Raw genomic sequence first — 22,057 nt, 5'->3', positions numbered from 1 at the left:
GGTACTGCCGTGCGATTTCCGGCCGCGGTTGCGGCCGAGGGCTGGTGGAGCGCTGCACGCTCCACCAGCCCGGCTGTCACCTCGTGGGCGCTACTTGTCGGCGTCGACGAGCTTCTGAATGTTGGTGTCGACCGTCGTCAGGAGCTGATCGACGTTCGCATTCTTCTGCGTGAGCACGGCCTGCACGACGGTGTCGAGAGCTCCGTAGAGCTCCTGCGTGTGCTTGTTCGGCTCCGGCACCAGGTTGGCGTCGAAGATCTTGTCCGTGAACGGCGCGACGTTCTCGAGCGGGATGTTCACCTGCGGCTGGATCCAGGACATGTTCTGGTCGTAGGTGGCCTTGTCGAAGACCGGCAGCGTGGGGACGCCGACCGGCTGGTTCGACTTGACGAGCACCTTCGCGTCCGCGATCGCCTGTGTCTTGTCGAGCAGCTTCTGCATGTAGTAGAAGTCGATCCACTTGACGGCGGCGGTCCGCTGGGCGGCGCTCGACTTGGGGCTGACGGCCGCGACGTTACCGCCGACGAGCACGCCGGCGTCCGCCGAGTCGGTCAGCGGCAGGGTGGTCAGACCGTAGTTCTTCGGGTCGACGTTGTTCTGCTGCACCAGAGCGGTGAGCACGTCGGATCCACTCGGATACATGGCCACCTGACCCGCGCCGAACGCCTGGTTGATGCCGCTCCAGTCGAGCAGGAAGTTGCTGCCGGCCGCGTTGTCCTCCCAGCGCACGTCGTGCAGGAACTGCAGCGCCTCCTTGGTCACCGGGTTGTTGGTGGTGACCTTGGTCTTGCCGCCGTCCGTGGTCTCCATCCGGCCGCCGCGGGCGTACACCGACGTGGTCAGCTCCCAGCCACCGGTGTTGCCCTTGGTCATCTGCATGTAGCCGGCGACTCCCGGGACCTTCTCCGAGATGGTCTTGGCGTCGGCACGGACTTCGTCCCAGGTCGTCGGGGGCTTGTTCGGGTCGAGCCCCGCCTTGGTGAAGATCTCACGGTTGTACGACAGGCCCATGGCGTACGGGCCGTACGGGATGCCGTAGATCTTGTCGCCGGATTTGGCGACGGCGAGCACGTTGTCGTTGAACTTGCCTGCGTACGACAGCGCCTTGACCTCGGTGGTGATGTCAGCGAGCTGTCCGGCCTGCAGCAGGGACTGCGAGTCGGTGAACGGCACGTTGAACACGTCGGGCAGGGTTCCGCCGGCGAGCTGGGTGGAGAAGGTCGGACCGGTCCACTGGTACTCCTCCGACTTGACCACGATGTTGGGGTTCGCTTTCTCGAACTCCTTGACGCGGTCGTCGAAGGCCTTGAACGCGGCCTTGTCGCTGCCCGGGATCAGGCTGGCCACGGTGATGTGCACCTTGCCGTCGCTGCTGCCCGAGCCGCTGCCGGAGCCAGAGCATCCGGCGAGCAGGCCGACACCGGCGATCGTGATCGCTGCGATCGCAGCAACCGTTCTTGGTGACCTCATTGTCGGTTCCTTTCGATGGTGGTGAGGTGCGGGTCGTTCTGTGTCGCGTCGGCGCGGCCGACACGACCTCCGGCGGCTAGTGCTGTGTTCGTAGCCACGCCGTGGAGTCCGGGGGCAGCAGACCGTGGTCGAGCGGGCTGCTGCTGAGCAGGATGGCGAGGTGCTCGGGGAGCGCGATCGCCTCGTGCGAGAGGTTGGTGACGTTGAGGAAGCGGTCGCCGCGGGCGAAGACGAGCGTGCCGTCCTGACTGTCGTGCCAGGTGAGCGGGCCGTCGCCGAGAGCCTCTTCGGATCGCCGGATGCGCAGGGCCTGCCGGTAGAGCCAGAGCATCGACGTCGAGTCGCTCTGCTCCGACTCGACGGTCAGTCGCGCCCAGCTCTCGGGCTGCGGAAGCCAGGGACCCTGGATGGCGCCCGCCGGGCTGAAGCCGAACGGCGGGTGGATGCCGCGCCACGGGAGCGGCACGCGGCAGCCGTCGCGCCCGGGGTCGACTCCCCCGGAGCGGAAGTGCATGGGGTCTTCGAGCCGATCGGCGGGCAGGTCCTCGACTTCCGGCAGGCCGAGTTCGTCGCCCTGGTAGACGTAGAGGGAGCCGGGCAGCGCCGCAGTGAGCAGAGCGGCCGCACGGGCCCGCCTCCGGCCGAGCTCGAGATCGGTGGGAGTCCCCACCCGCTTCTTGACGAACGCGAACGAGGTGTCGTCGCGGCCGTAGCGTGTCACGGGCCTGGTCACGTCGTGGTTCGAGAGCACCCAGGTGCTCGGCGCGTTCACCGGTGCGTGGGCGGCGAGCGTCGCGTCGATGGAGGTCCGGAACTCCTTCGCGTCCCAGGACCGCGCCAGGAAGTCGAAGTTGAACGCGGTGTGGAGCTCATCGGGACGCAGGTACATGGCGAACCGCTCGATGTCCTGCAGCCAGATCTCGCCGACGAGCACGCGGGTTCCCTGGTACGAGTCCGCGATCGCGCGCCATCCGCGGTAGATGTCGTGCAGTTCGTCGCGGTCTTCGTTCGGATGCTCGCCGGGGCCGGGGTTTTCCGGCACCTCCGGCAGCTCGCCGTCTTTGACGAGCAGGGCGGCCGAGTCGATGCGCACTCCCGCGACGCCGCGGTCGAACCAGAACCGCAGGATCGCCTCGTGCTCGGCCCGCACCTCCGGATGGTTCCAGTTGAGGTCGGGCTGCTGCGGCGTGAACAGGTGCAGATACCACTCGCCGGGGGTCCCGTCGGGATTCGTCGTACGCGTCCAGGTCTCCCCCGAGAAGTTGGACACCCAGTTCGTCGGCATCCGCTCGCCGTTCTCGCCGCGTCCGGGCCGGAACCAGAATCGCTCGCGCTCCGGGGAGCCGGGACCGGCGGCCAGCGCCTCCTGGAACCACGGGTGGCGGTCGGAGATGTGGTTCGGCACCACGTCGATGATGGTCCGGATGCCCAGGGCGAGCGCCTCGCGGATGAGGGCCTCCGCCTCGGCCAGGTCGCCGAACGCGGGGTTGATCGTCCGGTAGTCGGACACGTCGTACCCGCCGTCGGCGAGCGGGGACTCGTACCAGGGCGTGAACCAGATCGCGTCCACGCCGAGTTCGCGCAGGTAGCCGAGGTGCTGTCGGACTCCGGCGAGGTCGCCGATGCCGTCGCCGTTCCCGTCGGCGAAGCTGCGGATGTAGATCTGGTAGATGACCGCACTCCGCCACCACAGCGGATCGTTCTGCGACGGCGCGAGCGATGACGTCGCGATCCCAGGGTTCGGCGCCGGCTGCGTGCCGGAGCCGGCAGTCGGCTCTTCTGTCGGCTGGGCGGCGAGAAGGGGGAGGTCCACGGAGGAGCCCTTCGGTCGGGCGACCCTCCGGTGTGCCTCACGCGTCCGCTACTGCCTGCCGCGTTCGGCCCACCGTCCGGGTCGACGGTTCGGTCGTCGAGCGACGTCATGAACCATCGACGCCGTCGTCATCAGGGCAAATGTAACGTTGGCGACAGATTTACGCAAGAACTCAACAATGAGTAATTAGTTTGCGTACTTTTGCGCTGAATTGCATAACAATTACGACACGCTCGCCGGTCCGGTGGACCCGCGCACCACGAGCTCGGGCTCGAAGAACAGCTCGTCGGAGATGGCCGAGTCGCTCGAGATCTGGCGCAGCAGCAGCTCGATGACCGTGCGGCCCATCGGCTCGATCGGCTGGCGGACCGTCGTCAGTGGCGGCTCCGTGCAGTTCATCAGGGCGGAGTCGTCGTAGCCGACGATGGAGATGTCCTGGGGCACCGACAGTCCCGCCCGGCGCACGGCACGGATCGCGCCGAGCGCCATCGGGTCGCTCGCGCAGACGATCGCCGTCACCCCGGCCTTGAGGAGTCGGGTGGCGGCCGCCTGGCCGGCCTCCAGGGAGTAGAGCGAGTGCACGACGAGCTCGTCGCGGAAGGGCAGCCCCCACCCGTCGAAGATGCGCTTGGCCGCGGCGAGCTTGCGCTGCGACGGAACGTGGTCGCGCGGGCCGAGCAGCAGCCCGATCCGCTCATGGCCCAGCGAGCGCAGGTGATTGAGGGCCTGTGCGGTGGCCACGGAGTCGTCGCACGACACGGTCGCGAAGTCGAGTTCGTCGACCGGGGCGTTGACGAGCACGGTCGGCAGGTGCAGGTCGGTGAGTCGCGAATAGTGCTCGTGCGAGGCATCCTGCTGCGCATACGCACCGCCCACGAACACCACGCCGGAGACCTGTTGCTGCAGCAGGAGCTCGACGTAGTCCGCCTCGGAGATGCCGCCGGCCGTCTGCGTGCAGAGCACCGGCGTGTAGCCGTTCTGCGCGAGCGCTCCCCCGATCACCTCTGCGAAGGCGGGGAAGATCGGGTTCTGCAGCTCGGGGAGCACGAGTCCGACCAGCCGTGCGCGTTCACCGCGCAGCTTGCTGGGACGCTCGTAGCCGAGCACGTCGAGCGCTGTGAGCACGGCCTGGCGCGTGGCCTCCGAGACTCCCGGCTTCTCGTTGAGCACCCGGCTCACCGTAGCTTCACTGACCCCGACCTTGCGGGCGACCTCTGCCAGACGTTGCGACATGCGCTCAGTGTACGCAATTCCTTGCAAGAGCGCGCAAGTCTTTTACATTTGGACCGTAGCGCCTACCATGGCGACATGGCGAACAAGGTGACCGCGCTGCTGCTCGCCAGCCACCCGGGCCCGACCGCCGTGGTCACGGTCGTCGCGATCGTGCTGGGAGTCGGCCTCGGCTACTCCCCCGGCCGCCTGGCGGTCCTCGCCGTCGCGATCCTTCTCGGCCAGCTGTCGATCGGCTGGTCGAACGACTGGCTCGACGCCGCCCGCGACGCCGCAGTGCATCGTCGGGACAAACCTGCCGCCCGCGGGGCCATCGGCGTGGCGACCGTGCGCACCGCCGCCTTCGCCGCGCTCATCGCCGCCATCCTCCTCACGCTCGTGCTCGGCCCCCTCGCCGCGCTCGCCCACACGATCGCCATCGCCGGCGGCTGGGCCTACAACCTCGGGCTCAAATCGACGGTGATCTCGTTCCTCCCCTTCGCCGTCAGCTTCGGACTCCTCCCTGCGATCGCCACGCTCGGCCTGGAGCCTCCGCAGTTCGCCGCGCCCTGGGTCCTCGCCGCCGGCGCGCTGCTCGGCGTCGCGGCCCACGTCACGAATGTGCTGCCCGACCTCGCGGACGACGACAGCACGGGCATCCGGGGCCTGCCCCACCGTCTGGGAGCGATCCCCAGCGGCCTGCTCGCGTTCGCCTGCCTGGCTCTCGCCACCATCCTGATCACCTTCGGTCCCGGATGGCCGCCTCGGCCGCTGCTCGTCGCCGGCCTCGTCATCGGGCTGGCGATCACCGTCGCCGGAGTCGTCCTCCTGCTGCGCAGCAGTCCGACCCGCCGGCTCATGCAGCTCATCATGACGTGCGCGATCGTCGACGTCGTGATGCTGGCGCTCGCCGGTCAGTCCGTCGCGACCTGAATGGGAGCGGCCGCGGGCTCGTGATTGCGGATGCCGATCGCGGAGACGACACCGCCCGCCAGCAGGAGGAACGCCACGCAGATGAGTGCACGGTCGAGCCCAGCCCGGTCGAGCTGCTCCCCGACGATCAGCCCCGCCATCGCGACGGTGATCAGTCCCGCGATCCTCGAGACGGCATTGTTCACCGCCGACCCGATGCCCGCCTGCTGCGGGTGGATCGAGCCGAGGATGGCCGACGTGAGCGGCGCGACCGTGACCGAGAGCCCCACGCCGAACAGCAGCACGCCCGGCAGCACGTTCAGCCAGAAGTTCACGTCGGTGCCCATCATGAGCAGCCAGAGGAAGCCGCAGGCTGCGATGATCGGGCCGACGCCCATGAAGAGACGCGGCCCGTACTTGCCCGCCAGCCCGCCGAAGTAGCTGGAGAGCAGCAGCATGCAGAGCGTCGACGGAACGAACACGAAGCCAGCGGCGGTCGCCGAGAAGCCGGCGACCTGCTGCAGGTAGAGGGTGACCATCAGCGGTCCGAAGGCGATGGCGCCGTAGACGAACGCCGTGGAGATGTTCCCCACCCAGAAGTTGTGCACCCGGAACAGCCCGAGCGGGAGCATCGGCTGCTTGGCGCGCGTCTCCCAGTAGAAGAACCCCGCCAGCAGCAGCAGGCCCAGGATCAGCGGGATGTACACCCGGGGGCTGCTCCAGCCGTAGGGCCCCTGCTCGATCAGCCCGTACACCGTGCCGGCCAGACCCACCGAGCCGAGCACGGCGCCGAGCACGTCGATCCGTCCGCCCATCCCGTGGTCGGCTTGCTTGAGGGTCAGCATCATCAGGAGCGTGATCGTGATCGGGACCACGTTGATCACGAACACCCAGCGCCAGGACAGCGTGTCGACGAAGATGCCTCCGATCACCGGCCCGGCGATCATCGCGACACCGGTCCACGCCGTCCAGCGCCCGATCGCCTTCGCCTGCGCCGCCCCCGAGAACGTCGAGATGATGATCGCCAGCGAGCTCGGCACCAGCAGCGCTGCGGCGACGCCCTGCAGCGCGCGGGCGACCACGAGGAACACGCCGCTGGGCGCGAACGCGCAGAGCAGCGAGGTGATGCCGAACCCGATCAGCCCGACGTACAGGATGCGCTTGCGGCCGAACACATCGGACAGGGACCCTGCGATCAGGATGAGCGACCCGAGCGTCACCAGGTAGGCGTCGACCACCCACTGCTGCAGCGGCAGCCCGCCGCCGAACTCCTTCGAGATCGCGGGGAGCGCCACGTTGATCACCGCTCCGTCGAGAAAGGCCACGAAGCTCGCGAGGATCGCGACGATCAGAACGCGCCGCTGAACGGAAGTCATACTCTGCGTCGTCATGCTCTCAGTTAACGGGCAGCCGATCGGAAAGGCAACTACAGCATGATCTCCGCGCGGAGGGAGCGTACTCTGAATGGCGCCATGTCGGAGGATCCGCGCAGCACCGCTGAGCATCCGGGGCGTCGCGAAGCCCGGGTCGCCGCCGTCGCGCGCGCCTGCTGGATCGCCGTGCTCGTCTTCACCGGCATCTTCCACTTCATCCGCGGTGCACCGGTCGACACCTCGATCTTCCTGGCGGGAGCGGCCGTCATCACGCTCGACGCCCTCGGCTGGCTCCAGGTGCCGCTCATCGCGCGGATCGATCGGTTGACCCGTTCGCGCCGGCTGCTCGCGTTCGTGCTCATCGCGGTCGCATCCGCCGTGCTCGCACTCTCCCCGCTCTACGGCGGCGCCGACACCGCGATCGTCGTCGGCATCGGCCTGCTCGTGCTTCCGGTCGCGTGGGCAGGTCCGCAGGCGGGCGCGCATCCGGATGCTCCGCCTCGCGCCGCCGTCCGCCGGGCCGCGATCGCCTGGTCGGTGCTCGTGGTGGCCGGTTGCGCCTGGGAGATCGCGGTGTACTTCCTCGGCCGTGCGTCACCGGTCGGATCGGCCGAGTTCCCCGCCCTGTCCGACCTGCTCGACCCCCTGATCTTCTGGCCTCCGACGCGACTCGTGCTGGTCGCCGTGTGGCTGCTCGGCGGCTACGTCCTCATCCGGAGGGGGCACCGCTCTTGAGGATCGTGACCGAGGCCGGGTTCATCGTGATCGCGATCGCGATCCTCGCCCTCGTCGTGCAGTCCCGCCGCAGGCCGGAGGTCCTGGCGCCGTTCTCGTCACTGCTCGACGTGGTGATGGCCGACCGCGCCGCGCGCTTCACCATCCTGCTCTTCTGGTGGTGGCTCGGCTGGCATTTCCTGGTGACGCCGCCCATGCACTAGGGGCGTCGTTCCGGCCGTCGCGCGATCGCGCCTAGTTGTTGCCTTTGGTGCAGGTCTGCTGCAGCCCCGTCTGGCCGGTGATGTCGCTCGGCAGTGGAACCGTGGTCTGGCCGGGCGTCGGCGTGACCGACGGCACCGGAGTCGCCGGCGAGGTCGGCGCGATCGGCGTCGTCGTGGGTGTGGCGGAGGGCGACGGACTCAAGGTCGGGCTCGGCGTGGTCTCCGCTGCCCGGCCGGTGGTCCCCGTGATCTGCACGGGCTGGTCGTTCACGAGCGCCTTGTCGAGCACGTCGGCGGCATCCTGATTCACGACCACGCGGTTCGCATTGTCGGGGTCGGAGTAGACCGGATACTGGACGAACGCCATGTTGCCCAGGCCCGTGTCCTTCATGGCCAAGCCGATCTGCACCAGGGTCGTCGGGTTCGCGAGCGACTCGGACGGGGTGATGTTCTTGACGGCCGCCTTCGCCAGGCCGTACAGCTGCACCGGGTTCGACAGCACACCGCCGCTGACCACCTTGCGGGCGAGGGCCGACAGGAACACCTGCTGGTTGCTGATGCGGCCGAGGTCGCTGCCGTCGCCGACGCCGTGGCGGGACCGGAGGAACGAGAGGGCCTGATCGCCGACGAGCGTGTTCTGACCGGCGGGGAGGTCGAGCGGCGGGTTGGTGTACTCGTCGGTGACCGGCGTGGCCAGACAGACCGTCACGCCGCCGATCGCGCTCGACATGGCGCTGACGCCGTTGAAGTCGACCGCGGCCGCGAACGGGATCTGCACGCCGGTGAGCTTCTCGACCGTCAGCACGACGCAGCCGAGCCCGCCGCGCGACAGGGCCGAGTTGAACATCCCCAGGTCCGTCCCGCTGATCGTGCCATGACCGCTCGGGTCCGGGCAGTCGGGGATGGAGACCATGAGGTCGCGCGGAAAGCTGATCACCATCATGCTCTGATGGTTCTGCGCGATGTGCAGCAGCATCGTGACATCGTTGTTCCCGGCACCCGAGCTGGCGTCCTGCTCTTCGGGGGTGTTGTAGATGCCGCCCAGGTTGCTGCGTGTGTCCGTTCCCGCCAGCAGCAGGTTCACGCCGCCGTCGATGGCGCCGACGCTCGGGATGGCCTGCTGGGTCTGACCCGGAAGGGTCGGAAGTTTCACTCCCGGCTGGATCGAACGACTCACATCCCACACGGCGTATGCGGCCACGGACACACCGCTCACCGCGATCACGGCGATGACGGCAGCGAGGATCTTCGCGATCGTGCCGACAGCGCGACGACGGGGCAGGCGGCCGTGGCGCACGGCGGCCGTCCGCTGGTCACGCTCGTGATGGCGTGGCGCTTGGCTCATCTTGCGGTATCCCTGAGGTCTGGACTGGCTGTGCCTGGAATCCTATGCCACCGAAGCCATAGGCCTCCTGCGAGACGCGCTCCCTTTCTGGCGGGCCTCTCACGAAGCACCCGCCCCGCACGACGTGGCAGCGCCGGGTCAGTGGGACGCGACGAAAGCTCCGACCGCATCATGCGCCAGCGCCGCCCGCAGCGCCGGGAGTGATGACTGATCGAGATCGACGATCGATTGTCCGTCGGCCGAGGTCCCGGTGCCGGCCGTCGGCATCGTGAAGGCGTGGATGCTCGAGGCGCCCGCCAACCGCATGCTCGCCGCGAGCTCGAGGATCGCCGGCAAATCGAACTGCCGGTCCACGCTGAGGTAGGAACCCATCGCCCCGGCGAAGGAGGTGACCGCTCCCGGGTCGGCGAGGGTCGAACGACTCATCAGCTTGTCGACGATGCCCCTCACGAGGGCCTGCTGGTTCGCCACCCGCTGGTAGTCGGCCGTGGGGAACGCGTAGCGCTCGCGGGCGAAGGCCAGCGCCTGGTCCCCGTCGAGATGGTTGAGCCCTTTACGGAAGGTGTAGTGCGGGGACTTGACCGTCGTGAACGCCACCGGACTGTCCACATCCACACCCCCGAGCGCAGCCGTCATGGCCTTGAGCCCCCTGAAGTCGATGATGGCGACGTGGTCGATCCTGGTGCCCAGGAGGTGCTCGACGGTCTGAATGGCCAGCGGAGTCCCGCCCCAGGCGAGCGCGGCGTTGATCTTCGCGGAACCGTGGCCGGGGATCGGCACCCACAGATCGCGCATGATCGACATCACGTAGACGTCTTTCCGATCGGCATCGATGTGCACGAGCATCATCGTGTCGGATCGCTGATCGGACTCACCGGATGCTCCCACGGTCGTCGGATCGCCGCGGGAGTCGGAACCCAGCACCAGGATGTTCATCGCGTTCGTGTGCAGCGGGACCGGTCGCGTCGTCGCCGGAGGAAAGGCACGCTGGATGTGCGTCACCGTGGAGTCGAACCGCGAGGCGACGCTCCCCGCATAGAACAGGCCGGTCCCGACGATCACACTGGCGGTCAGCACGATGACCCCGATGAGCAAGGCGATCACGACGAGCAGCAGCCGACGCCGGCGGTGCGCCCGGTCGGCAGGGAGGCGAGTAGCGGCTGCCGACTCGTCCTGCACCCGGCGGGATCCGTGTCCGGCACCGCCCCAGTGGGGATGCGCGTGTCCAGCGTGTGCAGTCATGATGGCCGTTTCCAGCACCCCGCAACGAGTGCCTTGTCCGGCTCCATCGAAGGTGGAGCGTTAGTGAGAATTTCTCACCTATAGAGACGGTACGCTCAATTTCGCCAAATGTCCTCATTAATGAGGACACATTTTGTACCCCGATTTGCGTTCACTTCGCGCCGCAATGACAAACGCCCCGGCCAGGCAAGGAAATCCTTGCCGACCGGGGCGAACGTGGATCTGAGGGGACTCGAACCCCTGACCCCCTGCATGCCATGCAGGTGCGCTACCAGCTGCGCCACAGACCCTGAAACTGTTTCGGATCGCTCCGAAACAACTCGTTCAGCCTACTACATGATCGCGCACAGAAAAAAACGAGCGACCCTCGAGTGGACCCGAGTGGCGAGCTATTCGGCCGCGTGGACCGGGAGCTCGAGCGGGACCACAGGGCAGTCCTTCCAGAGGCGCTCCAGCGCGTAGTACATGCGGTCCTCCTCGTGGAAGACGTGCACGACCAGGTCGCCGAAGTCGAGCAGCACCCAGCGTCCTTCGGACTTGCCCTCACGACGCAGGGTCTTGACGCCGGCCTCGTTGAGCTGGTCTTCGACCTCGCCGGCGATAGCGACGACGTTGCGCTCGACGCGGCCGGTGACGAGGAGGAACACGTCGGTCAGCGGCAGAGGCCCCGAGACGTCGAGCGCCACCAGGTCTTCCCCGCCTTTGGAGTCGGCGGCCCTCGCGGCGATCTGGAGGACCTCACGGGCGTGCGCGGTTGCGGTCACAGGTGGTACTCCCTGAAGGGTTGGTGATCGGTGATCTGAGCGGAACGGATGATCAGAACACATTCAGAACGTAGGCGGCGATGAGCAGGCCGATCACCCCGACGGCGAGGACCGCGGCGGTGATCGACAGCACGACCGGTAGCCGGCCGCCGCGCTTCTTGGGCGGGGTGATCACGCCACGCGTGGAAGTGTGTGTGCTCACAGCGCGAGAGGCGCGGATGGGCGCGACCTCGGACGTGTTGAACTCGTTCTCGTCGCTCTCGAGCAGACGGTCGAGATCGGACGAGTCGATCCGGTTCGGATGCGCACCGGTGGAACCGAGTCCGCGCGGCAGGTCGATCGACCCGGTCACCAGGATCTCACCGGTGCTGGTGAGAGGACCGGTGGCGTCGGGCGTGGGCAGCGTCGGCAGGATGAGCGCGTTCGTGGTGGTGGCCGCGCCCGACGGGCCGACCCCGCGGGAGATGATCTGATCGAACGGCTGGTTCTTGTCGTCGAGTTCGGCGGCGGTCGTCCAGTGACCGACCGGCGGCGTGTACGGCGCGCGCTCGGTCTCGGGAGCGTCCGGCGCCGCAGGCGCAGCCTGAGCCGCAGACTGACCGTGAGCGTCGGGCACAGCCGGAGTCGCGGCCGGAGCCTCGAACGACTGCGGCGCGGGCGGGACGGTGCCGAAGATCGGCGGCGTGAAGACCGGAGGAGCGGGAGTCGCGGGAGTCTCGGCGACCGGGGCCGCGGTCGGCGAGTCGCCGGCCGCTGACGGCGTCAGCGCCACGAAGGGCCACGGGGTGGGCACGGACGACTCCGGCGTGTCGGACTGGCCGGTCGTGACCGACTGCGCCTCGCCGCGCTCGTCGTCCGCGTATTCCGGGGAGGTGAACGTGATGGGAATGGTCGGCTCGATGTGGCCGACCTGGTTGTTGGCCTCCTGGGCCTGAAGCATCGCGCGGAGCTCGCGGCGCGTGAGGGTGCGCTCCTGAGCGGAGTCGAGCCCGGTCTCGGCTGGGGAGGCGGGAATCGAGGTGCCGGAGGGTGCGGGCGGCGCTGCGACGGCGTCCGGAGCCTTGTCGGCGGGACGCACGGCTCCGGGCACGAGCGCGACCGGCGTGGTCACGGGCTCGGGCACCGAGGCCTGCGGCGACTGACGGTAGTAGGCGGGGTCGCCGGGCTGCGAGGCGGCGTCCGCGGAGCCGCCGCTCTGCTGCGGTGCCAGCAATTCGTCGAACGAGGTGCCGTAGCTCGGCAGATTGGGACGCGACGGCGCGGAGACGCCGGGCTCCTCGAAAGCGGTGGCGGGGATAGCGGGCTTCTCTGCCTGCTCCGCTGCGCCACCGTTGTCGGAGTTCTGTGTATTCTTAGCCTGCTCAGCGTCGTTGCGAGTGGTGGCGAAGGTGTACGGAGTGGTCACAATGGGGATCTCTCCCCCGGGCGTCGGCTCTGAGGTACCCGCGCGGCGGGACGGCTGCGCAGCAGCCTTCTCGGCCGCGGAACGCTCGTTCTCGCGCGCCTGTCGCCGCGTCTGTGGCGGCGGGTCTTGCCACAAAGTCATGCCACGCTCCGATACAGATGGTGTTTGGAGATGTACTGAACAACACCGTCAGGCACCAAGTACCAGACGGGAAATCCCCTGCTCACCCGGCTCCGGCAGTCGGTTGACGAGATAGCCAGGGCCGGAACTTCCAACAAGCTTACGTCCTGCTTCGGCAATCCAGAAATACTCAAGTCATGTCCCGGACGACTCACAGCAACGAAATGCGCGAGCTCCCAGAGCTCGTGAACATCGCGCCAGCTGAGGATCTGAGCGATGGCGTCGGCCCCGGTGATGAAGAAGAGCTCGGCCTCCGGACGGGCCTCATGCAGGTCGCGGAGCGTGTCGATGGTGAAGGTCGGGCCCTCGCGGTCGATGTCGACCCGGCTGACCGTGAACCTCGGATTGGAGGCGGTCGCGATGACCGTCATGAGGTAGCGGTGCTCACCGGCGCTCACGTCCCCCTTCTGCCAGGGGTGCCCCGTCGGCACGAAGACGACCTCATCGAGGTCGAACGACTGCGCGACTTCGCTTGCGGCGACGAGGTGACCGTGATGGATGGGATCGAATGTGCCGCCCATCACACCGACGCGCGGCCGGCGCTTCTCCGTGAGCTCCATGCGCCCTGAGGGTCAGTGTCCCTGGGTGGGGTGGCCGGTGCCGTGGTGGGTGGCGCCGGGGCCGGCGGCATGCGCGGCGGCTCCGGGTCCGGCCTTGTGGGCGTGCCGGTTCGCGACGTCGCGGTAGGACCAGATGACGATGGCGAGGGTCGCGAATATCGCCAGCGCGATGGCGCCGTACGCCCACGTCGGCATCGGGAGCTCCACATGGGTCTCGGTTGCGGCCAGCAGAGCCATCAGATGTGACATCGAGTTCGTCCTTTCCCGGGCGCGAACGCCCGCCGATCAGTCTAGCGGGGCGCTACGGCCGGATCTGCCCTGACCCGCGGACGATCCATTTCGTGCTGGTCAGCTCCGGAAGCCCCATCGGGCCGCGCGCGTGCAGCTTCTGGGTCGAGATGCCCACCTCCGCGCCGAACCCGAACTCGCCGCCGTCGGTGAACCGGGTGGACGCGTTGACCATCACCACGGCCGAGTCCACCTCGGCGAGGAACCGCTCGGCATTCGCCAGATCGTTGGTGATGATCGACTCCGTGTGCTGGGTCGAGTAGCGCCGGATGTGCGTGATGGCCTCATCGAGTGAATCGACGATCTTCACCGAGATGTCGAGGCTCATGTGCTCGGTCGCCCAGTCCTCCTCGGTCGCCGCCTCCGCTCCGGGGGCGAACCGGAGGGCGCGCTCATCGGCGTGCACCGTGACGCCGGCCTCCGTCAGCGCGCTGAGGACCGGGGGTAGCAGCCGGTCGGCCGCCGCCGCGTGCACGAGCAGCGTCTCGACCGCGTTGCAGACGCTCGGTCTCTGCACCTTGGCGTTGCGCACGATGTCGACCGCCCAGTCTTCGCGCGCCGTCTCGTCGAGGACGATGTGGACGACTCCCGCGCCGGTCTCGATCACCGGGACGGTCGACTCCGTGACGACCGCGCGGATGAGCTCGGCGCTCCCCCGCGGGATCAGCACGTCGACGTATCCGCGCGCCTTCATGAGCTGGGCGGCGCCGTCGCGGCCGAACTCGTCGATGGTCTGAACGGACTCGACGGGGAGCTCCGCGACTCCCAGAGCCTCACGGATCACCTCGACCAGCACCCGGTTGGTGTTGATCGCGGCGCTCCCGCCCCGCAGTACAGCGGCGTTTCCGCTCTTGAGTGCCAGTGCGGCGATGTCGATGGTGACGTTGGGCCGGGCCTCGTAGATGGCGCCGACCACGCCGAAGGGAACGCGCACCTGGGTGATCTTGATGCCGTTGGGGAGCGCACTCCCCCGCACAGCCTCGCCGACCGGGTCGGTGAGCGCCGCGACCTGGAGCACCGCATCCGCGAGCCCCGCGAGCCGCGCGTCGTTCAGCGTGAGCCGGTCGAGCAGCCCGGACGACAGCCCGTTGTCGCGCCCATTGGCGAGGTCGAGTTCGTTCGCCTCCAGGATGCGCGCGGCCGAGCTCTCGAGACGCGCCGCGATCGCCTGGAGCGCGCGGTTCTTCTGATCGGTGGTCGCGGTCGCGAGGGCGACGGACGCGCCTTTGGCGGCGGCGAGTCTGTCGATGAGAGCGACCGACCCGAGCGTGGTCTGGGGCATGCTCCGAGTTTAGGCCGTGCGGATGGAATCCTGAGCGGGAGCGAACCAGGTGCCCACCTGCTCGCCGCGCAGGGCCTCCGACACGAGCGTCGTCGCGGTGAAGATCACGGCCGTGCCCTGCTCGGCCGCCTGACGCGCGGCGGACACTTTGGTGAGCGCTCCGCCCGTTCCGACGCCCGAGAGTCCCGTCGAGCCGATCTCGACGTTCTCGAGACCGTCGTCGTACGCCACGTGCTCGATCTTCTGCGCGCCCGGTTCCTGCGGCGGCTTCGTGTAGAGGGCGTCGACGTCGGAGAGCAGCACCAGGAGGTCGGCGTCGACGAGGAGGGCGACCAGCGCTGCCAGCCGGTCGTTGTCTCCGAAGCGGATCTCGTGCGTGGCGACGGTGTCGTTCTCGTTCACGATGGGCAGGATGCGCAGCGCCAGCAACCGCTCCATGGCGCGCTTCGCGTTGGTGCGGTGCGTCGGGTTCTCCATGTCCCCCGCCGTCAACAGCACCTGGCCGGCGACGATGCCGTACCGATCGAGGCTGTCCTGGTACCGGTAGATGAGAACGTTCTGACCCACCGCCGCCGCGGCCTGCTGCGTGGCCAGGTCGGTCGGACGACCGTCGAGAGCCAGATACGGGATGCCCGTGGCGATCGCACCCGATGACACCAGGATGACCTGCGTGTCGCGACCGTGAGCCTCGGCGAGAGCGTCGACCAGCGGAGCGATCTGTCCCGCGTTGTCGCCGCTGATGGACGACGATCCCACCTTGACGACCACGCGTCGGGCGGACGGAACCTGGCTGCGGTCGTCGATCGTCATTCCGCGTCGGTCTCCTCGTTCTGGGCCGGCGGGGTCGGGCCCCCGTGATCGTTCTCGTAGTCTTCGCGCCAGAGGCCGGCCTCGCGCTCACGCAGGAGTTCGGCGCGGGCTTCGGCCTTCGCATCCATGCGCTCGAAGTACTCTTCGCGCCGCTGGTGACGGGTCGGACGGTTGAGCGCGTCGAGCCGCGGATCGGAGCCGCGGGGCGAGGTCAGCAGCTCGGCCGTGGACGTGAGGGTCGGCTCCCAGTCGAAGACGACGGCGTTGTTGTGGCCGATCACCACGGTGGAGCCGGCGGTGGCGCCCGCCCGGAACAGCTGGTCCTCCACGCCGAGCTTGGCGAGCCGGTCGGCGAGGAACCCGACGGCCTCGTCGTTGGCGAAGTCGGTCTGGGCGACCCAGCGCTCGGGCTTGGCGCCGAGGATGCGGTAGACGTTGCCGTCGGAGCCGCCTTCCACCTTGACCACGAACTTCGCGTCGTCGACGGCCTGAGGCCGGATCACGATGCGCGGGCGGGCCGCCTCGGTCGCGGCCTGCTCGGCGCGAGAGGTCTCGACGAGTTCCGCGAGGGCGAACGACAGCTGGCGCAGACCCTCGTGGCTCACGGTGGAGATCTCGAAGACGCGGTAGCCGCGGGCCTCGAGGTCGGAGCGGACGAAGTCGGCCAGCTCGCGAGCCTCCGGCACGTCGATCTTGTTCAGCGCGATCAGCTGCGGACGCTCCAGAAGGGGCGTCTGGCCGTCGGGCACCGGATACGCGGCCAGTTCGCCGAGGATCACGTCGAGGTCGCTCAGCGGGTCGCGGCCGGGCTCGAGGGTCGCGCAGTCGAGCACGTGCAGCAGCGCGCTGCAGCGCTCGACATGGCGGAGGAACTCGAGACCGAGCCCCTTGCCCTCGCTCGCGCCCTCGATGAGGCCGGGGACGTCGGCGACGGTGTAGCGAACCTCGCCCGCCTGCACGACACCGAGGTTCGGGTGCAGCGTCGTGAACGGGTAGTCGGCGATCTTCGGCTTGGCGGCGGAGAGCGCGGCGATCAGGCTGGACTTGCCGGCGGACGGGTAGCCGACCAGCGCGACATCTGCGACGGTCTTGAGCTCGAGGAGGACATCGCCCTCCCAGCCGGGCGTGCCGAGGAGCGCGAAGCCGGGAGCCTTGCGCTTGGGGTTGGCCAGGGCCGCGTTGCCCAGGCCGCCGATGCCTCCGGGCGCGACGACATAGCGCATCCCGGGCTCGGTCATGTCGATGAGCTCGTTGCCGCCGGTGTCCTTGACGAGGGTGCCGACGGGCACGGCGAGCTCGAGCTCTTCGCCGGCGTAGCCGCTGCGGTGGTCGCCCATGCCGAATCCGCCGTTGTCGGACGAGCGGTGCGGGTGCCGGTGGAAGCCGAGCAGGGTCGTGACCTGCGGGTCGGAGACGAGCACGATGTCGCCACCGTTTCCGCCGTTGCCGCCGTCGGGGCCGGCGAGCGGCTTGAACTTCTCACGTCGTACTGAGACGCACCCGTTGCCGCCGTTGCCGGCGCGCAGGTGCAACGTCACGTGATCCACGAACGTCGCCATGGTGCTCCTTCAGTTGGGGTGTCCCGGAGGACGGGGTCTCGCTGGGGCAGTTCTGCCCGGGAAATGCGGATGGGCGGGCCGAAGCCCGCCCATCCGAAGAGTGCTCGTCGAGGAAGGCTTACGCCTGTGCCGCCACGATGTTGACGACCTTGCGGCCGCCCTTGGTGCCGAACTCGACCGAACCGGCGGCGAGGGCGAACAGGGTGTCGTCGCCACCACGGCCGACGTTGACGCCCGGGTGGAAGTGGGTGCCGCGCTGGCGGACGATGATCTCGCCCGCGCCGACGACCTGGCCACCGAAGCGCTTCACGCCGAGGCGCTGAGCGTTCGAGTCACGACCGTTGCGAGTGGAACTCGCTCCCTTTTTGTGTGCCATCTGCTTCTTCTCCTAAGCCTGTGCTCGTCGGCTACTTGATTCCGGTGACCTTGACGCGCGTGAGCTCCTGACGGTGGCCCTGGCGCTTCTTGTAGCCGGTCTTGTTCTTGAACTTCTGGATGACGATCTTCGGGCCGCGGAGGTCGCCCAGGACCTCGGCGGTGACCTTCACCTTGGCGAGCGACTTCGCGTCGGAGGTGATGGTGTCACCGTCAACAAGCAGCACAGCAGCCAGCTCGACGTTGCCATCCTTGTCGGCCTTGATGCGGTCCATCGTCACGATGGTGCCGACCTCGACCTTTTCTTGCCGGCCACCGGCGCGCACAACTGCGTAAACCACTTTTACGTACCTTTTCGTTGGGGAACAGCTCCCCTCGGCTCAGAGCGAGCCGCGGACCTGGTCCTACTTATCTTCAGGAAGTTACTGGCGAGTCCTGTCCGTCGCAGTTCGCGATGGTCCGGCTCTCAGAAAACCACGGTGGTCAGCGAGCAACGCCCGACACACACCAACGGTCAACTTTACCCGATGCCGCTTCCATGGTCAATTCGCGCTGGGCGTATCGGGTTGGGGGCTACGGGGTGCGGCGCCTTCGGCGGCGCCGCTTCCTACAATCATTGTATGACGGTCCTGATCGATCCCCCTGCATGGCCCGCACACGGCATGTTGTGGTCTCATCTGATCAGCGATCTCTCTCTCGACGAACTCCATTCGTTCGCCGAGGCGAACGGCATCGCGCGCCGCGCCTTCGACCTCGACCACTACGACGTGCCGGACCAGCGCTACGACGAGCTCGTGGCGGCGGGGGCGTCTGCGGTGACCGGCAAGGAGCTGGTGCTGAGGCTGCGGGCGAGCGGTCTGCGCATCAAGGCGCGGGACCGGGTGCGCAAGCACTGATCCCGCGCCTCGGACGCGGTGGGGTTCCGGATGCCCGGAGCCCGACGGTTACTCGGAGCCTTCCGAACGGGTGATCTCGGGTGCGACCGAGCCGCCGGCGATCGCTGCAGTGCTCACCCGCCTGCTGCGTCCGCGGCCCTGACCGGGCTGCTTCGGCTGCGGGAGGGAATCGAGCACGGAGTCGAGCAGCAGCTCGGTCTCCTTGGAGGGCGCGCGACGTGATGCCGGCGGCGCGACGACCACCGGGATGTCCAGCAGCGTGACGGGAGCGGACTCGGCGGTCGAGGCCGCTGCCTCCGCCGGCTCGGCCCGGGGCACGTCGGCGCGAGGCGTCTCGGAGACGGCCGCTACGGCATCCGGAGCGCTGTCGTCCTGCTTCGTGGCGCCTCCCCTCTTGGCAGGCGACTTGCGGCGGCCCTTCTTGGGCGCTTCGACGTCCGCGCCGGCCTCAGGTGCGACGTGCTTGCCGTGGACCTCCGCCGTGCCGGCTGCGTCCACCGCGACGGTCTCGTCGACCTCGCCGGCTTCGGTGTGCTCACCGTGCTCGGCCGACTCGTGACCGTGGGCGGCGAGAGTGCTGGCGGCGATCTGCGCGAGGGCGTTCTTGGCGTCGTCGGTGATGGCGTGGGTGACGCCGCCCGCGTGACCGTTGCCGTTGCCGTTCGACGAGCCGGCGGCCACGGACGAACCGTTGCCGGCGCTGCCGTTCGACCCGGCGCCCTGCGACTGCTGGCCGCCACGTCCGCGGCGGCGCTCGCCCTGCTGCTGCTGCTGCTGCGGCTGACGGTGCTTCACGACCGGGTCGTGGTGCACGATGACGCCGCGTCCCGCACAGACCTCACACGCCTCGCTGAACGTCTCGAGCAGGCCGAGGCCGAGCTTCTTGCGTGTCATCTGGACGAGACCGAGCGACGTGACCTCGGCCACCTGGTGCTTCGTGCGGTCGCGGCTGAGGCACTCGATCAGACGGCGGAGCACCAGATCGCGGTTGGTCTCGAGCACCATGTCGATGAAGTCGACGACGATGATGCCGCCGATGTCGCGCAGGCGGAGCTGGCGGACGATCTCCTCCGCGGCCTCGAGGTTGTTCTTGGTGACCGTCTCTTCGAGGTTTCCGCCCGAGCCGACGAACTTGCCGGTGTTGACGTCGACGACCGTCATGGCCTCGGTGCGGTCGATCACGAGCGAACCACCGGACGGCAGCCACACCTTGCGGTCGAGGGCCTTCTCGATCTGCTCCGTGATGCGGAACTCGTCGAACGCGTCGCGGTCGCCGGCGTACGGCTCCACCCGGTCGAGGAGGTCGGGGGCGACCTGACGGAGGTACATCTCGATCGTCTGGCGCGCCTCGTCGCCGGAGATGATCAGCTTCTGGAAGTCCTCGTTGAAGACGTCGCGCACGATCTTGATGAGCAGGTCGGGCTCGCTGTGCAGCAGAGCGGGGGCCTGGACGGACTCGACCTGCTTGCTGATGTCGGCCCACTGAGCGGTGAGACGGGTGACGTCGAGCGTCAGCTGCTCCTCCGTCGCGCCCTCGGCCGCCGTGCGCACGATCACGCCGACGTTGTCGGGGAGGACCTCTTTGAGGATCTTCTTGAGACGCGCGCGCTCGGTGTCGGGCAGCTTGCGGCTGATCCCGTTCATGGAGCCGTTCGGCACGTAGACGAGGTAGCGGCCGGGCAGCGAGACCTGGCTGGTCAGGCGCGCGCCCTTGTGGCCGACGGGGTCTTTGGTGACCTGGACCAGCACGCGGTCGCCCGGCTTGAGGGCGAGCTCGATGCGGCGGGGCTGATTGCCGGTCTCGGCGGCGTCCCAGTCGACCTCGCCCGAGTAGAGCACAGCATTGCGGCCGCGGCCGATGTCGACGAACGCCGCCTCCATGCTGGGCAGCACGTTCTGCACGCGACCGAGGTACACGTTGCCGATGAGCGAGGCCTCCTGCGACTTGGCGACGTAGTGCTCGACGAGAACCTTGTCTTCGAGCACGCCGATCTGGATGCGGCCGCCCTTCTCGCGCACGATCATCTGCCGGTCGACCGACTCGCGCCGGGCCAGGAACTCCGCCTCCGTGATGACCGGACGGCGGCGACCGGCGTCCCGTCCGTCGCGGCGTCGCTGCTTCTTGGCCTCGAGGCGCGTGGACCCCTTCACCTTCTGCGGCTCGGTGATGAGCTCGGGCTCGCGCTCGCGCTCGCGTTCGCGCGGCGCGCGCACCTTGACCACGGTGTTCGCGGGGTCGTTCGACGTCCCGCGGTTCTCCTCGCCGGCGCGGCGGCGCGAGCGACGACGGACCGTGCTCTGCTCATCGGCGTAGCCGTCGCTGTAGCCGTCGTCATCCAGCGGAAGCGGGGGAAGCGGCACGATGTCGGGCGCCTGGAACAGCAGCGTCGTCGGGGGAAGGCCCGGCAGCGCGGTCTGGCCGGCGGTGGGTTCTTCGGTGGGCAGGGCAGCAGGCGTCGCCTCTGCCGTCTGAGGCTCGTCGGCCACGGGGGTCTCCTCAACCGGCTGCTCTGCAGCAGCCGGGGGCTGATCGGCCGCCGGGGCGGGCGGGATCGCCGGCGCCTCCTGGGCGGGACTGGTCACGGCCGCGGCAGCCTTCTTGGCACTCTTGCGCGAGCCGAAGAGACGCGAGCGCCTCTTCCCTCCGCCTTCCGTGCCTGCTCCCGTTCCGTTGACCTGTGTGTTCTCGGTATTGTCGTTTTCCACCATCGCTGGTGCACTCCTCGACCGGAGCGCGGTTCCCCGCACACCGGGTACTCTCCGTAAGCGGATCCGGCACTCCCGCGCCGTGTCCGCTAATCCTTGGTCTGTGCGACCGGCTCGTGGCTCTGGTCACACCGTCTCGATGTCTACGCCGGCCACCTCGGCCGACCGGTACTGGGCGTTGCACGCCCTCAAGCCTTCTTTGGCGCCTCCCCGGCAGCATGGCCGAAAAGACTTCACAGACGATTATCGCATGGCCCGCGCCCAAACGCGGTTGCGTCCCGGTCGACACGCGTAACCCCATGCCATAATCCGACTGTGTCTCCCTCTACGTCTGCCCGCCGTCCGACGGCTCTCGCCATCTTCCTCATCGTCGCCGGAGCCATCGGCTTCTGGGCAGCGTTCCAGCTGACGCTGGACAAGCTCGCCGTGCTGGCCAACCCTAATGCGCAGCTGTCCTGCAACTTCAGTCTCCTGGTCGGATGCTCCAAGAATCTGAACTCGCCGCAGGGAGCGATCTTCGGCTTTCCCAACCCATTGCTGGGGATCGCAGGCTGGACGGCCGTGATCGCGGTCGGCGTGGGCATCCTGGCCGGAGGCCGATTCGCGAAATGGTACTGGATGCTCTTCAACCTCGGCGTCGTCGGCGCGATCGTGCTCGTCGGCTACCTCATCACGCAGTCGGTCACTGTGCTGAACGTGCTGTGCCCGTGGTGCATGGTGACCTGGGTCGTGACCATCCCGACGTTTTGGGCCGTGACGCTCTACAACCTCAAAGAGGGGAACATTCCCGTTCCGGCATCCGCTCGCCGCTTCTTCTCGACGCTCTACGGCTGGGTGCCCCTGATCACGGTCGTCTGCTACGCGATCGTGGCGATCTGGGCGCAGCTGCGGCTGGACTGGATCCACAACGTCTTCGTGTGAGCCTCGGCC

General features: G+C 68.3%; 21 protein-coding genes and 1 tRNA gene. 5 read left to right on the top strand and 17 right to left on the bottom strand.

All coding sequences use genetic code 11. The features are described from left to right. Positions 1-90 precede the first annotated feature (90 nt). The 3 genes from ACFVV5_RS03525 to ACFVV5_RS03515 form a co-directional block, all read right to left on the bottom strand. Entirely contained in the window at positions 91-1,470 is a 1,380-nt protein-coding gene (locus ACFVV5_RS03525; protein ID WP_387239059.1) for an extracellular solute-binding protein, read from the bottom strand. A gap of 76 nt (positions 1,471-1,546) precedes the next feature. Then, complete coding sequence (locus tag ACFVV5_RS03520) at positions 1,547-3,202, bottom strand: alpha-amylase family glycosyl hydrolase (RefSeq protein WP_387240084.1); 1,656 nt, start codon at positions 3,200-3,202, stop codon at positions 1,547-1,549. A gap of 303 nt (positions 3,203-3,505) precedes the next feature. Next, complete coding sequence (locus ACFVV5_RS03515) at positions 3,506-4,516, bottom strand: LacI family DNA-binding transcriptional regulator (RefSeq protein WP_387239056.1); 1,011 nt, start codon at positions 4,514-4,516, stop codon at positions 3,506-3,508. 75 nt (positions 4,517-4,591) lie between these two features. Here ACFVV5_RS03515 and ACFVV5_RS03510 point away from each other — a divergent pair, with 75 nt between their 5' ends. Further along, complete coding sequence (locus ACFVV5_RS03510) at positions 4,592-5,425, top strand: UbiA family prenyltransferase (RefSeq protein ID WP_387239053.1); 834 nt, start codon at positions 4,592-4,594, stop codon at positions 5,423-5,425. Here ACFVV5_RS03510 and ACFVV5_RS03505 read toward each other — a convergent pair. Next, positions 5,407-6,795 (bottom strand): MFS transporter, encoded by a 1,389-nt coding sequence (locus tag ACFVV5_RS03505; RefSeq protein ID WP_387239050.1) that lies wholly within the window; start codon positions 6,793-6,795, stop codon positions 5,407-5,409. The two genes, ACFVV5_RS03510 and ACFVV5_RS03505, sit on opposite strands and share 19 nt — an antisense overlap. A gap of 81 nt (positions 6,796-6,876) precedes the next feature. Here ACFVV5_RS03505 and ACFVV5_RS03500 point away from each other — a divergent pair, with 81 nt between their 5' ends. Beyond that, a complete protein-coding gene (locus tag ACFVV5_RS03500) occupies positions 6,877-7,512 on the top strand; it encodes a hypothetical protein (RefSeq protein WP_387239047.1) in 636 nt (211 codons plus the stop codon). 5 nt (positions 7,513-7,517) lie between these two features. Continuing rightward, entirely contained in the window at positions 7,518-7,715 is a 198-nt protein-coding gene (locus ACFVV5_RS03495) for a DUF6186 family protein (RefSeq protein ID WP_387239044.1), read from the top strand. A gap of 31 nt (positions 7,716-7,746) precedes the next feature. Here ACFVV5_RS03495 and ACFVV5_RS03490 read toward each other — a convergent pair whose 3' ends face one another. The 12 genes from ACFVV5_RS03490 to rplU all read right to left on the bottom strand — a co-directional run bounded on the left by ACFVV5_RS03490 (position 7,747) and on the right by rplU (position 17,866). Further along, the gene (locus tag ACFVV5_RS03490; RefSeq protein WP_387239041.1) at positions 7,747-9,060 is read right to left on the bottom strand and encodes an LCP family protein; all 1,314 of its coding nucleotides are present in this window, start codon (positions 9,058-9,060) and stop codon (positions 7,747-7,749) included. Positions 9,061-9,198: 138 nt separating this feature from the next. Then, positions 9,199-10,302, bottom strand: a complete 1,104-nt coding sequence (locus ACFVV5_RS03485; protein WP_387239038.1) for an LCP family protein — start codon at positions 10,300-10,302, stop codon at positions 9,199-9,201. A 217-nt stretch (positions 10,303-10,519) separates the two neighbouring features. Continuing rightward, positions 10,520-10,592: transfer RNA gene (locus ACFVV5_RS03480), tRNA-Ala, on the bottom strand. A gap of 99 nt (positions 10,593-10,691) precedes the next feature. After that, entirely contained in the window at positions 10,692-11,066 is a 375-nt protein-coding gene (gene rsfS, locus ACFVV5_RS03475) for a ribosome silencing factor (protein WP_387239035.1), read from the bottom strand. Between the two features lie 52 nt (positions 11,067-11,118). Next, positions 11,119-12,612: a hypothetical protein gene (locus tag ACFVV5_RS03470; RefSeq protein WP_387239032.1), complete on the bottom strand. Its 1,494-nt coding sequence runs from the start codon at positions 12,610-12,612 to the stop codon at positions 11,119-11,121. Beyond that, positions 12,609-13,211 carry a nicotinate-nucleotide adenylyltransferase gene (gene nadD / locus ACFVV5_RS03465; RefSeq protein WP_387239029.1) on the bottom strand — a complete coding sequence of 201 codons (603 nt, stop codon included), beginning with the start codon at positions 13,209-13,211 and terminating at the stop codon, positions 12,609-12,611. The genes ACFVV5_RS03470 and nadD overlap by 4 nt, the downstream gene beginning before the upstream one ends. Before the next feature lie 12 nt (positions 13,212-13,223). Further along, positions 13,224-13,460: a hypothetical protein gene (locus ACFVV5_RS03460; protein ID WP_387239026.1), complete on the bottom strand. Its 237-nt coding sequence runs from the start codon at positions 13,458-13,460 to the stop codon at positions 13,224-13,226. A gap of 52 nt (positions 13,461-13,512) precedes the next feature. Further along, positions 13,513-14,781: a glutamate-5-semialdehyde dehydrogenase gene (locus ACFVV5_RS03455; protein WP_387239023.1), complete on the bottom strand. Its 1,269-nt coding sequence runs from the start codon at positions 14,779-14,781 to the stop codon at positions 13,513-13,515. 9 nt (positions 14,782-14,790) lie between these two features. Beyond that, positions 14,791-15,591, bottom strand: a complete 801-nt coding sequence (gene proB / locus ACFVV5_RS03450) for a glutamate 5-kinase (protein ID WP_387239020.1) — start codon at positions 15,589-15,591, stop codon at positions 14,791-14,793. Further along, entirely contained in the window at positions 15,588-17,150 is a 1,563-nt protein-coding gene (gene obgE / locus ACFVV5_RS03445) for a GTPase ObgE (RefSeq protein ID WP_387239017.1), read from the bottom strand. Before obgE ends, proB begins: the two co-directional genes overlap by 4 nt. 118 nt (positions 17,151-17,268) lie before the next feature. After that, positions 17,269-17,526, bottom strand: coding sequence for a 50S ribosomal protein L27 (gene rpmA, locus ACFVV5_RS03440; RefSeq protein WP_387239014.1), 258 nt, complete (start codon positions 17,524-17,526; stop codon positions 17,269-17,271). 31 nt (positions 17,527-17,557) lie between these two features. After that, positions 17,558-17,866 (bottom strand): 50S ribosomal protein L21, encoded by a 309-nt coding sequence (gene rplU / locus ACFVV5_RS03435; protein WP_271178520.1) that lies wholly within the window; start codon positions 17,864-17,866, stop codon positions 17,558-17,560. Positions 17,867-18,145: 279 nt separating this feature from the next. Between rplU and ACFVV5_RS03430 the strand changes: the two genes are divergently transcribed. After that, positions 18,146-18,421 (top strand): DUF4031 domain-containing protein, encoded by a 276-nt coding sequence (locus tag ACFVV5_RS03430; RefSeq protein WP_387239010.1) that lies wholly within the window; start codon positions 18,146-18,148, stop codon positions 18,419-18,421. Between the two features lie 48 nt (positions 18,422-18,469). Here ACFVV5_RS03430 and ACFVV5_RS03425 read toward each other — a convergent pair whose 3' ends face one another. Further along, the gene (locus tag ACFVV5_RS03425; RefSeq protein ID WP_387239008.1) at positions 18,470-21,130 is read right to left on the bottom strand and encodes an Rne/Rng family ribonuclease; all 2,661 of its coding nucleotides are present in this window, start codon (positions 21,128-21,130) and stop codon (positions 18,470-18,472) included. A 312-nt stretch (positions 21,131-21,442) separates the two neighbouring features. Here ACFVV5_RS03425 and ACFVV5_RS03420 point away from each other — a divergent pair, with 312 nt between their 5' ends. Continuing rightward, a complete protein-coding gene (locus tag ACFVV5_RS03420) occupies positions 21,443-22,048 on the top strand; it encodes a vitamin K epoxide reductase family protein (RefSeq protein WP_387239005.1) in 606 nt (201 codons plus the stop codon). The last annotated feature ends 9 nt before the right edge of the window (positions 22,049-22,057 follow it).

It is taken from the genome of Leifsonia sp. NPDC058248, from assembly GCF_042881905.1.
In the GTDB taxonomy this organism is placed as follows: domain Bacteria; phylum Actinomycetota; class Actinomycetes; order Actinomycetales; family Microbacteriaceae; genus Leifsonia.
The sequence above is the reverse complement of the archived record's forward strand: the minus strand, read 5'-3'. Positions and strand labels throughout refer to the sequence as shown.